The sequence below is a fragment of the Microcoleus vaginatus FACHB-2002 genome, assembly GCF_040004035.1.
In the GTDB taxonomy this organism is placed as follows: domain Bacteria; phylum Cyanobacteriota; class Cyanobacteriia; order Cyanobacteriales; family Microcoleaceae; genus Microcoleus; species Microcoleus vaginatus_C.
Genome location: NZ_JAMPLN010000072.1, coordinates 1 through 11,938, shown reverse-complemented (window position 1 = coordinate 11,938; position 11,938 = coordinate 1). Strand labels below are relative to the sequence as shown.

The window sequence follows — 11,938 nt, the reverse complement described above, 5'->3', positions numbered from 1 at the left end:
TTTTAGTGCATTAAAGAGAGCTATAATGTATTCGCATTCTGCCACATCTCTTGATGAGATTATTCGCGCTTATTGTGCAAGTTAGTGTCTCATTTTTATTTGAAATAACTATACCATTAAGACATTATACTCTTTCCATCGGGTTCTATCCAATGCAATGATTAATTGACTCCCGGCTTTTAGCTGACGGGCTATTACCTCGCAAGACAATTGAAAACCACAGCACAAGTATGCGCTCGTGCTTTAATCTGTAAAAATCGTTGTATGTGGCGGCGGCGACTACTTTGTAAGAGCGGCAATTGCAGGGTGGCAGCTAATCGCTCTATTCTGACTTATTTTTGAGTCTGTAACAACACGCGCGAACATCTCAAGAGTAAGTAATTGTGTTGGGCTTAGGTATTTTTTGAGTAGGTCGTGATAGAATGAGGCCCACATAATTATTGATTTGGGTCTTGTGGTATTAGCGAGACCCTTATTTTTTATCACAACTTAGCACTTTTTCACTCTTGAGATTATTTTGTCAATAAGCCGAAATTTTTTTGAGCTCTGCGAGCGCGCGAAAACAGACGCCTGTAGGTTCAGGGGTGCTTGTCACCCCCTGAAGAGTACACCTTACCCAGCCCAATAAGAAAGTCCGCCTGCGCGGACATCACTGGTGTAGATCCCGACAGAAGTCTGGCCAAGTCCTGAATGTCGGACGTTTGCAAAGCCTCAATTTCCAGCCAGCATCGCTTTTTGTCCTTCCGAAGAAGTCGCGTAGCCCAAGAAATCCTTAACTGCTTGGCTAGGAGGATTTTTGTAAGCGTAGTACAACTGCCGCTTGTAAGGATAGTTACCAGCATCCGGCGTCGCACCGTTGACGGGAACAACGCGCACCGTTTTCTGATTGGCTACTTGAGCGAAAGTCGCATAGCCAATGCCGTTGTTGCCTAAAGCTTGCAGCAGGGGAGTTGTCGCATCTCGATCGAGCGTGGTAATATTTGACGCCGTGCCAAACTCGCCACCTCCGAGCACTTGTTCTTTAAACGTTTGGTGAGTGCCACTAACTTCTGGTCGATTTATCACTTTAATTTGGCCCGCTGGACCGCCGACTTTCGACCAGTCTTGAGCATTTCCCGTGAAGATATCTTGAACTTGAGCGGAAGTTAAACGTCCTTTAAACGGGTTGTTAATGCCGACTACAAGAGCGATGGTATCTAGGGCAACAGGCACCGCTGCCAAACCCTGACCTTGTTCTTGAGCCGTCAAAGGTCGCGATATCGCTGCAATATCGGCTGTTCCCGCCACCAAATCCTGAATTCCCTTTGCAGAACCATTTGCTTTGGCATCGACTGTAGTGCCAGCAAACCTCCCTTGAAAGCCGTTCTTGAGGTTCTGATTGATTGTCACCATGCTGGTAGAACCGTCAATTCTCACGGCCGTGCCCGCAGCTACGGAAGCTGGCAGCGCAAAGGTACTAGCGGCAACAGGCGTAGTACCGCCGACTACGGGCGCGAGGGGAGGTGCGACTGCACCGCCTGCAGGTGTGGGAGTGGGTGTATTATTAGCATCCGGGGACGCTGGTTTGTTGAGAAAAAAGAACCAACCGCCACCGGCGAGCAAGAGAAATAACAAAATAAAAACTATGGGGGGAGGTCCGCTCTTAGCCATAAATTCTCCTTAGTTGGGAAGTTCTTTGTTGTTGGAGCCGTCTAACATTTGCAGCCTGCGATTAACTTCATCGTCTAAGGTCATATTTTCTAATTCTGCTTGAAGTCTTTCTTGGGGGTTTTCAGATAGTTCTGCTAAAGCTTGCTGTTTGAGGTTGCGGCCGTGGACGGCGTTTTTGGCTTGCTCAAACTGCGATCGAGCTGAATCGATACTGAGGTCGTTGTTGACTTTGGATATGGCTCCGAGAGCTTCGTTAATCTCGGCCATATCTTTCATATTTTGCATATCAGTTTTGTAGGCTTCCAGCTTCATCCGCTCTCGATTTAGCTTGTCTTTGGAAGCGTTGACGTACTGTTCGGCTTGTTTTACTTGAGCTTCTAACTGCGGCAGAATTTGTTCTGTCTGAATTACTTTCGACATTGCCAAGCGGGCTGCTTCTTCGTTGCCGTTGCGCTGGGCTGTGATGGCTTGGCGCTCTACGGTTTGCATTTCCCTAACTTTTTCTTCATATTTCGTTTTGGCGCGCTGGTAGGCTGCAACTTGGGTGGAGACTGCTGCTGCTAGCTTTTGCACTGATTCTTGCATCGATCGCAACGACTCTTCGGCTACCGCTACCGACACCTGGCCGCCGGATTCTACGGGCAGTCCCCACATCCAATTCCAGACACCTACTATGGTTCTGCCTGCCTTGTCGCCCATCAACCAGTAAAGGACTTTTTTCATATAAATACCAGATAAGCTTGGTTTTTACGCCTAGTTTACATCAGGATTTGTCGATCGCCCCATCAGGTTGATCGATATCTACATTTTTGATAAAGATTTTCTAGCTGTCTGGATCGTCCATCGCCAATTTGCACAACAGCCAATATTCGCAGTTGCCTGTTGTGCGATTCATTTTTGGGCAATCTTAGGGCCTGTTAACTCTCACTTTTAGGGCCTGCGATTTCATCACAGGTTAAACATAGATTAAGCGGGCAAATCTGCAAAACTGCTAACATTTACCAGTGCTAAATCCGGGCAAGTCCGTTTGATCAAACCTGTGAGAACTTTGCCGGGGCCAATTTCCACTACCCGATCGATTCCTTGTTGTGGCAATTGCATAGAAATTTCTCGCCACCGCACGCCTTTGGTCATCTGCTGAGTCAACCGCTGCTTTAAAGTGGCTGCGCTGGTAGTGGCTGAGGGTTCTGCGTTCGAGAGCACCAGCATTTTAGCATCGGAAAACCTTGCAGACTTTAAGGCTAGTTGAAACTCTGCCGCCACCCCGGCCATCAGGGGAGAGTGAAACGCACCAGAAACATTCAATTTAACGGCGCGTTTGACTTTGATTTTGGCAAGCAAATCTTCTACTGCTGCGGGCGTTCCAGAAATAACGACTTGTGCTTCGCTGTTGTCGTTTGCCAGCACTACGTCTCGGCTGTATTGAATTTGCAATTCTAGTTCCTGTCTGTCGAACCCGATCAAAGCCACCATTTGCCCGCCCGAGGCAGTGTCCATGAGTTCGGCGCGGCGTTTGACTAAGCGCAATCCGGTTTCAAAGTCAAAGACGCCTGCTGCGTAGAGGGCAACGTATTCTCCTAAACTGTGACCGGCAACTACCGCTGGCCGATCGCTTTTTTCTCGCACTAAGTCGGCCAAAATACTTTCTACTACGAACAAGCAAGGCTGAGTGTAGAGAGTCCGAGATAGTTTTGCTTCTTCTTTTTGGCAAACTTCCGGGACAGACCAGCCTAAAATTTCTTTAGCGAGCTCAAATTTGGCTTTGGCTGTTGGCAAGTTTAATAAGTCTGCACCCATCCCGATCGCCTGGGAACCTTGTCCGGGAAATACCCATGCTGTTTTAGTCATTTTTCCGGTAATCTGCTAATTGGTGGTTGCTAATTGGTGATTGCAAAAATTCTTTCTTTTCCGCTTCTAAGTTCGCTCGCTGGTATCCGCTATCTTTCGGTTAACGAACTATCTACTCGCGACTCACAATTATAACATCTAACTGTGATTTTTACCAGGTTTATTTTTTTTTGCTACTTGAATCTGATTAATAGCCGTAACACAATTTTCAAGCTTCAAGCCGGGGAAAGTCGATCGAAGAATAGAGGATTTTCCATTTCAGCACGCGCTTGTCAATAACTGCTGTCGAGGTGGTGCACCGCTGCGAACCTTGTCCTATGTATGGCGTGTTAAAGGATTTGTATTTTACTCGATCGAACTCCCGACAATAACCGGAGCAAGTTTACAACCGGCCGCCAAATATTACCTTCCCCATTGAAAAATCGCAGCTCCCCAAGTCAAACCTGCACCAAAACCAGCAGCAGCAATAGTATCGCCCGCTTTAACTTTACCCAAACGCACGGCTTCGTCTAAGGCAAGGGGAATTGAAGCCGCTGAGGTATTGCCGTAATTCGCCAAATTGCTGATTACTTTTTCGGGGGGAATCTTTAGCCTTTGGGCAACTGCATCGAGAATCCGCTGATTGGCTTGGTGCAACAACAGCCAGTCAATTTCAGCAGCGCTAATATTTGCCCGAAACATAGCTTTTTCTATGACTTCCGGCACTTTTTTTACGGCAAACCGATAGATTTCTTGACCGTTCATTGTAATGGGATGAAATCCGCCAACTCCGATGTTGACGCCCTCAATTAATTGTTTTGACTCGGCTTTGTAAGGCAAATTGAGAGACGAATTTTGCGTGCCGTCGCTGCGAATTTCAAATCCCAAAAAGTGATCGACTTCTGAAGCTTGCAATACCACCGCACCTGCACCGTCTCCAAAAAGAATGCAAGTACCCCGATCCGACCAATTCACCCAGCGAGACAAAATATCTGCTCCGATCAGCAAAACATTTTGATAAACCCCTGTCCGAATGAACTGCGAGGCTGTAACTAAACCAAAAACAAAGCCCGAACAAGCTGCTGTCAAATCAAAAGCCACAGCTTTTGTGGCGCCCAATTGATATTGAATTTTACTGGCAGTGCCAAACAAATCGTCAGGGCTTGAGGTCGCCAAAATAATCAAATCGATATCTGTAGGCGAAATTTCTGCCATGGCGATCGCCTGAAGCGATGCCTCGGACGCTAAATCGCACAAAGAAGTGCGATCGTCCGCCAGCCTGCGGGAGCGAATACCCGTCCGCGCCCCAATCCACTCGTCATTCGTTTCTACTATCTGACTCAAACCGTTATTATCCAGCGAAACCTGCGGTGTACAAGAACCGCTACCCGTGACGGCAATGCCGAACCCTGATTGCTGCAACATTCCTCTCCATTTACTCGCTGTTCGATCGAGAAATTAAAAATTAAAAACTACCAATTAAAATTATTTTTTAAACTGCTGAAATTACTTTTTTTAAGCAAAACAGTGGGTTTAAGCTGACATTTTTAATTTTACATTTTTAATTTTTAATTCCTACTTACTGCCTCTAATTCACAGCTTCTTGTTCCAGAGCGCTTTGCTGATTGGACGATCGAATTCGCTCCAGCACTTGGTTGTCAACAGCCTCCTTCGCCAAACGAATGGCATTGAAAATTGAAGCAGCTTGAGACGAACCGTGGCTGATAATGCAAACTCCAGCAACGCCCAACAGCAAACCGCCGCCGTGTTCAACGTGGTCTACCCGCTGCTTGAATCCTTGCAAGCTTTTTTGCAGCATAGGGTCGTTAATTTGATGTTGGAGTCCTTTGACCAACTCTTCCTTAAGCACCTGGACTACGACTTCGCCCACCGCTTCGGCAAACTTCAACAACACGTTACCGACAAACCCGTCGCAGACAATCACGTCGAATTTCCCCGACAGCACGTCGCGGCCTTCGGCATTGCCCACAAAAGGAATGTTCGGGTTGTCCACCAATAACTGGTGGGTTCGCACGGCTGCGTCGTTGCCTTTAGAAGGTTCTTCGCCAATGTTGAGCAGGCCGATTTTAGGTTCGGTCACGCCCAGCACGCACTGGCTGTAAATAGTTCCCATAAGAGCGAACTGCTCCAAAAATTTGGGGCGGCAGTCCACATTAGCGCCGACATCGAGAATGAGTACAGAGCTGCCCGGTATCATTGTCGGCAAAACCGCACCGATCGCAGGGCGATCGATTCCGGGGAGCCGGCCCAACCTGAGCAGGGCAGCAGCCATTGCCGCGCCGGAGTGACCGGCGGACACCACAGCATCAGCTTGCTGCTGCTTTACCAAGTTCATCGCTACGTTAATCGAAGCGTTGGGCTTGCGTTTGAGGGCACTCAAAGGTTCTTCGTGCATTTCGATCGCTCCTTCAGAAGGAACGATTTCTAGCTGACCTGTAGAGACGCGGCCGATCGCGTCTTGTTGCCGGAGCGAGTCTTCTATTTGCTGCGGGTCGCCCACAAGCAAAATCTCTACGCCTAATTCTTCTTGTGCCTTAAGCGCTCCAGCTACAACTTCGGCGGGGGCATGATCCCCACCCATAGCGTCTATCGCAATTCTTGCGCGTGTCGATCCCATTGACCAATGTTTGAGAAACACTAAAAATTCTACCAGGAAGTCAGGAGCGTGAATCCAGAAGTCTGAATAAAGAACTAAAATCCGCTCGCTAGGGCGATCGGACAATTCTTATTTCCGGCTACTCTGATAGAACTTGTTTTGTCACTACTTTACTATTTTTGACGGCATATTGAAAAAATCAATGAAATAGTTTACATGGCCGCAAGCACTTTAGTCCGGGAACGCCGGATTCATCCGTGGAGCGAAAAAAAAGCTCCCCATCCTCATCACTTGCCCTCGGATTTATCAGTGGGAGCGCTTTCTTCAATCTGAAATCTAAAATCTAAAATCTAAAATCGATTGACTTTAGGAGTAAAAAATGCTGGATTTATTTAGCTCAGGGATGATGTCTCTGTGGCTCGACATGGCTGGGGTAGGCAGTGCCGCGCCTAATGCTGCGTCAGTGCTGGCTTGGCGGGGAGGGATACCTGGGTTAGTGGTGGCCCAAGATTTGGCTTTTGGGGGAATAGATGCGGCAAATCCAGACTTGCCAGCAGAAGCGACGGTGCGGGAATATTTAAAAGATTTGAAGGACAAGAACCTGATTGATGGGAATCAGGGAATTTGGGTGCAAGCGGGAATGGTGCCGCTGGTAAGTCAGCAGGGCAAGACGCTGATGCCTGGGGCTTCGCTGACTAAGATTGCGACTTCTCTGGCGTCGCTGGAAACTTGGGGCCCGGATTATCAGTTTGAAACGCGGTTCCGAGCAACGGGGCCGATTAGGAATGGTGTATTGCAGGGAGATTTGGTGGTCAGCGGCGGAGGCGATCCGCTGTTTGTGTGGGAGGAGGCGATCGCCGTTGGCAATGCTCTTAATCAAATGGGTATCAATCGTGTGGCGGGGAATTTGGTGGTGACAGGCAATTTCCGCATGAATTACGAGTCCGATCCTTTGGTTGCGGGGGAGATACTGCGGCAAGCTCTTGAGGGGCTCAGTTGGTCGCAGGATGTGGTGGCAATGTATTCTAAGATGGCTCCGGGAACTAGAAAGCCGCAAGTAACGGTTGTCGGCAGCGTCATTGCTGAGAAATTTGTGACTTCGGGGCGTTTGCTGCTGAAGCGCCGATCGCTTCCTTTAGCGGAAATTCTCAAGCAGATGAACGTCCACAGCGATAATGAAATAGCTCAGATGCTGGCGGACGATTTGGGCGGGGCAAAAATAGTGCAGCAGCAAGCGACTTGGGCTGCGGGGGTGCCGGAGGAGGAACTTCAATTAGTTAACGGTTCGGGATTGGGAGTGGAAAATCGGATGTCTCCCAGGGCGGCTTGTGGGATGATGCAGGCCATCGCCCGCAACCTTCAGACTACTGGGCTGACGATTGCTGACTTGTTTCCGGTGTCCGGGCGCGATCGAGGAACTTTGGAAAACCGACACATTCCGCCATCGGCTGTGGTGAAAACTGGTACTTTGAACACCGTAATTGCTTTGGCTGGAGCCATACCCACGCGCGATCGGGGTTTAGTTTGGTTTGCAATTATTAATCGCGGCACCGATTGGGACTCTTTGAGAGCGCAGCAAGATATATTTTTGCAAAAATTGGTGCAGCAGTGGGGAAGTGCATCGATTTTGCCACTAGCAATTACACCGCACATTGACGGCGCCAGACCTGCCTTGGGGGCAGCAAATCGTAGCGATATTTTGGTGGGAGGTTAAGAAATAGGGGTTGAGTTGGAGTTCGGGGAAGGAGCGCTGACAAAATAGCTTAGAATTGGAACAAGACTATTGTGCAAGAAGATGATCAAACTGCGATTGAAGAGATACGGGAAAAAACGCGAGACAAGCTACCGGATTGTAGCGATGAACAGTTCTACTCGCCGCGACGGCCGTCCCCTAGAAGAGCTCGGCTATTACAACCCCAGAAATAATGAAACCAGGCTGGATGTTCCAGCGATTGTCAAGCGCCTGCAAGAAGGCGCTCAGCCAACTGACACCGTGCGTGACATCCTGAGAAAAGCCCATGTATTTGAACAAGTCGGAGCCGGAGCCAACGTTGAATCCAGCACAGCAACAGTCAGCTAGTCCCAACTATGCTGGACTGGTTAAGTTTTTAATTGGGCCTTTTTTAGAGACCCCAGGCTCTTTGCGGGTTGATTGCGAACTGCACCCGCGACAATCGCGGGTCTGGGTTAGGCTGGCTTTTGAAGATCCGGACAAAGGCCGGGTTTACGGTAGGGGCGGACGCAATATTCAGGCAATTAGGACTACGCTCGAAGCGGTGGCGCAGACGGCGGGTCAGTCACTCTACTTAGATATATACGATGGCGAAGCGGGCGATCGTGGATCTGGCCCGCCCAGGGGCGATCGCGATCGCCCGGATCGCGACCGCCCGGATCGCGACCGCCCAGATCGTGGCTCGCGGGAGCCGCGAGGCGACTTCCGACCCCGGACGCCACCTCCGTCGCCGAGTCCCTTAGCTAGCAGAACTCCGAGAGAACAACCTCGCCGTACTAACACACCTACGTTTAGAACGAGCCGAAATACTCCGGGTTATTAACTAACTGCAGAGCCCAGAAAGAATTTTAGATTTTAGATTGCCTGTTGTAGACTTTGTATTACAAGCGCCGTTAGGTTTGAAATTGCCGGTTTTGCGATCGGAAACAAATGTAAAATTTTAAATTTCAAATGTGAGCGGCATCAGGTTAATCTAAAATCTAAAATTTTCAATCTAAAATCTAAAATTGCCTGACTTAATAGAAGGGAGATTTGATTTGTGCCTCAAACACCAAACTCATTTGGGAGCTAAATCTAAATGACGCCTTAGATACTAGGTAAAACCTAGTAACGGGCGTTTTTTTGTTCGCAAATAGTGAGTGGTTTAACGTTTAGTTGTTAACTTTTAATTGCTTATTTGGAGGAGCTTATGTTGGCATGAATGAAAAACTAACAATAGAGTTACCGAGCATTCAAAGCGCAATGTCGCTGGCGGGTAATCAAGAAGAAAACCTGAAAATGATCTCTAAGCAAACCGGTGCTAGCCTGGTAATGCGAGGGCAAGAACTGCTGATTTCCGGCACAAAAAGTCAAGTAGAATTGTGTCATAAATTAGTGCGATCGCTCTCCGACTATTGGAAATCCGGCAAAAATATTACCGGAGTTGAAATCCAGACGGCGCGCCAAGCTTTGGATACCAACCGCCAAGGCGATTTACAAGACTTACAGCGAGACGTTCTCGCCAGAACCCGCCGCGGCGAAGAAATTAGAGCCAAAACCTTCAAGCAGCGGCAATACGTCCAAGCAGTACGCACGCATGACTTGACATTTTGCATTGGCCCCGCTGGTACTGGCAAAACATTTCTAGCAGCTATATTCGCCGTGCAAGCGCTGTTAAGCAAGCAGTACGAACGGCTGATTTTAACCAGGCCAGCCGTGGAAGCTGGCGAAAAATTAGGGTTTTTGCCGGGAGATTTGCAGCAAAAAGTCGATCCATATTTGCGCCCGCTTTACGACGCCCTGCAAGAAATGATCGACCCTGAAAAAATGGCCGATTTAATGGAAAGAGGCTTGATCGAAGTAGCTCCTTTAGCTTATATGCGGGGGCGCACTCTCAGCAATGCTTTCGTAATTTTGGACGAAGCTCAAAATACGACGCCGGCTCAGATGAAAATGGTGTTGACTCGTCTGGGCTTTCGATCGAGAATGGTAGTAACGGGGGATATCACTCAAACAGATTTGCCGCCAAACCAACAGTCGGGATTGTCAGTCGCCCAAAACATTCTACGCAACGTTGAGGGCATTGCTTTCTGTGAATTTTCTCAGGCGGATGTGGTACGACATCCGCTAGTGCAGCGGATTGTCGCTGCTTACGAACTGCACGAAACATAGTCAGTAGTTAGTAGTCAGTAGTCAGTAGTCATTGGTTGATTGTGAGTTCTTGTTGGTTCTAATGCTCAAAGTCCAATACCCCATACCCAATTCCCAAATTAAATTATGCCTAACCTGAAAGAATTCTTGGAAGCTTGCCAACAATTGGGAACGCTGCGTTTAATTGTGACTAGCAGCGCGGCGGTGCTGGAAGTGCGCGGTTCAATTCACAAGCTGTTTTATGCGGAGTTGCCGAAGGGTAAATATGCCAATATGCACGCAGAAATATTTGAGTTTCACCTAAATATGGACAAAATAAAACAGGTAAAGTTTGAAACTGGTGAAGCGAAAAGAGGCAATTTTACTACTTATGCAATCCGTTTTCTCGACGAACAAAATGAGGCTGCTTTGAGCGCGTTTTTGCAGTGGGGAAAGCCGGGGGAATACGAACCAGGACAGGTGGAAAATTGGCACGAATTGAAGGAAAAATACGGGGAAGTTTGGGAACCTGCACCTGTTGAGGCGCTTTAAAAAATAGGTTTTTCCACCTTTGAACTGCATATTGGGGGCGGGTAGGATGCCCAACCCCTACTCCCACAAGCCGAACATTTATTTTTGTGCAACAGGCAGGATGCGTGTTTCTGAGAATGGTAGAAAATATGATGTTTAAGTCGTTTGTTGTCTAATTTGTGAATTAATGAACCGCAGAGGACGCAGAGAACACAGAGAAGAGAGAAAGAAGAGAAAGAGAGACAGAAGGTTAGTTTTTTGAATGTAATTGGGTATGAAGGTATTTTGGAGTTTTTGTTTGGTTTTGCTGGTGTTGCTGTGGGGTGGTGGTGCGAGGGCAGGGGTTTTGGGCGAGCGCATATCAAGTTTTCCCAATTGGGAAAGCAAGCCTCCTATCGCTGTAGCTAAGGGAGATTTGGTATATCCCGACTGGATGGCGGGGAATTGGAATGTTGCTAGCACTTTGGTAGATTTAGTCGCTCCTTTAGCGCCAAATATTGTCACGCCAGGCTTTGAAAGCAACCGCCAGTATTTGCAGCAGCCGGTATTATTTAAAGTGCGATTTCAACCTGAAAAAAATCTTGGTTTAATTTCTAATTATACATTTAAAAAGGCTCAAAAGATTGTAGCCGATCGCACTTTTAACGGTTTGAATATTGCCAAGGCTTATTTAGGCGATGGTGGCGTAGTTTCGGTGAAAGTCGATCCCACCAATCCCAACCGCCAAATTACTGTTTTGAAAGGGGAACGCCAATTAATATCGATTGTTACCAGTCGCGGCACTGAAACGCCGAATCCTCGCGAGTTTGTGTCTACAGAGATTTCTCAGCAGATTTTTCGGGGAGAGTCTGATATTTATTTAAACGAGGTGGAAACTACAACGGCTTATCGAGTTGTTGGAGGCGGGGAAAATGGCGATTCTGCGAGTAAAAGAATTGAGGCAGATCAGGTGACAGCGATTTATTTGTCGCCGCAAGACCCGGATTATTTTGCGGCTGGGGGGCATCCTGTGGCTCTGTACCGATATCGGTTGCAGTTGGTGTGGGCATAATTAAGCTGTCATCTCGCTCTAAGCTGTTGCGGCATTTAAATTGTCTGTCAAAAAACAATCAAACTCTTGTGGGGTAGGCGTCCCGCCCGCCCAAAAATACAATTTAGATGCGTAGCAGCTTACCTAGCAACTTCAACTTCAACTAATCGATTATCGACTCTCAAGGTCGTGTCATCAATACTTGGGCTGATGTGAGTAACCGCGCTAACTTGGGTATGGAAGTAATGCACGATCACAATGCTCACAACTTCCCGCTTGATTTGGCTGCTGGTGAAACAACTCCCGTAGTAATGGTTGCTCCTTCTATCACTGGAGTTTAGACTAAAAAACGATCGCATCTAAAAGTAGTTGCCTTTGGATAGAAGGCAAGCTGTTACTCAAAAACTCAAGAGGGCTCAGATTAAATAGCTAATCTTGAAGA

Annotated in this window: 11 protein-coding genes and 1 pseudogene; 7 read left to right on the top strand and 5 right to left on the bottom strand. The window is 47.8% G+C overall.

Going from position 1 to position 11,938, the window contains the following annotated elements; translation table 11 throughout:
- Nucleotides 1-711 precede the first annotated feature (711 nt).
- From NDI35_RS29190 to plsX, 5 genes are all read right to left on the bottom strand, one after another.
- Nucleotides 712-1,650, bottom strand: coding sequence for a phosphate ABC transporter substrate-binding protein (locus tag NDI35_RS29190; RefSeq protein WP_445315750.1), 939 nt, complete (start codon nucleotides 1,648-1,650; stop codon nucleotides 712-714).
- 9 nt (nucleotides 1,651-1,659) lie between these two features.
- The gene (locus tag NDI35_RS29185) at nucleotides 1,660-2,373 is read right to left on the bottom strand and encodes a PspA/IM30 family protein (RefSeq protein WP_445315749.1); all 714 of its coding nucleotides are present in this window, start codon (nucleotides 2,371-2,373) and stop codon (nucleotides 1,660-1,662) included.
- A gap of 243 nt (nucleotides 2,374-2,616) precedes the next feature.
- Nucleotides 2,617-3,498, bottom strand: a complete 882-nt coding sequence (gene fabD, locus NDI35_RS29180; RefSeq protein WP_333177985.1) for an ACP S-malonyltransferase — start codon at nucleotides 3,496-3,498, stop codon at nucleotides 2,617-2,619.
- Nucleotides 3,499-3,900: 402 nt separating this feature from the next.
- Complete coding sequence (locus tag NDI35_RS29175) at nucleotides 3,901-4,902, bottom strand: beta-ketoacyl-ACP synthase III (protein ID WP_445315748.1); 1,002 nt, start codon at nucleotides 4,900-4,902, stop codon at nucleotides 3,901-3,903.
- 163 nt (nucleotides 4,903-5,065) lie between these two features.
- On the bottom strand, nucleotides 5,066-6,115 hold the full coding sequence (plsX, locus tag NDI35_RS29170) for a phosphate acyltransferase PlsX (protein WP_445315751.1): 1,050 nt from the start codon (nucleotides 6,113-6,115) through the stop codon (nucleotides 5,066-5,068).
- Nucleotides 6,116-6,473: 358 nt separating this feature from the next.
- Here plsX and NDI35_RS29165 point away from each other — a divergent pair, with 358 nt between their 5' ends.
- The 7 genes and pseudogenes from NDI35_RS29165 to NDI35_RS29135 form a co-directional block, all read left to right on the top strand.
- Nucleotides 6,474-7,808, top strand: a complete 1,335-nt coding sequence (locus tag NDI35_RS29165; RefSeq protein ID WP_445315747.1) for a D-alanyl-D-alanine carboxypeptidase — start codon at nucleotides 6,474-6,476, stop codon at nucleotides 7,806-7,808.
- A gap of 81 nt (nucleotides 7,809-7,889) precedes the next feature.
- Nucleotides 7,890-8,174, top strand: a complete 285-nt coding sequence (gene rpsP / locus NDI35_RS29160) for a 30S ribosomal protein S16 (RefSeq protein WP_006633724.1) — start codon at nucleotides 7,890-7,892, stop codon at nucleotides 8,172-8,174.
- Nucleotides 8,113-8,649 (top strand): KH domain-containing protein, encoded by a 537-nt coding sequence (locus NDI35_RS29155; protein ID WP_333069122.1) that lies wholly within the window; start codon nucleotides 8,113-8,115, stop codon nucleotides 8,647-8,649. The genes rpsP and NDI35_RS29155 overlap by 62 nt, the downstream gene beginning before the upstream one ends.
- 374 nt (nucleotides 8,650-9,023) lie before the next feature.
- Nucleotides 9,024-9,977 (top strand): PhoH family protein, encoded by a 954-nt coding sequence (locus NDI35_RS29150; RefSeq protein ID WP_445315746.1) that lies wholly within the window; start codon nucleotides 9,024-9,026, stop codon nucleotides 9,975-9,977.
- Nucleotides 9,978-10,082: 105 nt separating this feature from the next.
- Nucleotides 10,083-10,487, top strand: a complete 405-nt coding sequence (locus NDI35_RS29145) for a ChuX/HutX family heme-like substrate-binding protein (RefSeq protein ID WP_445315745.1) — start codon at nucleotides 10,083-10,085, stop codon at nucleotides 10,485-10,487.
- Between the two features lie 253 nt (nucleotides 10,488-10,740).
- Complete coding sequence (locus NDI35_RS29140; protein ID WP_445315744.1) at nucleotides 10,741-11,517, top strand: DUF6816 family protein; 777 nt, start codon at nucleotides 10,741-10,743, stop codon at nucleotides 11,515-11,517.
- Nucleotides 11,518-11,642: 125 nt separating this feature from the next.
- Nucleotides 11,643-11,837, top strand: a pseudogene (locus tag NDI35_RS29135) (photosystem II q(b) protein); the annotation flags it as partial.
- Between the last annotated feature and the right edge of the window lie 101 nt (nucleotides 11,838-11,938).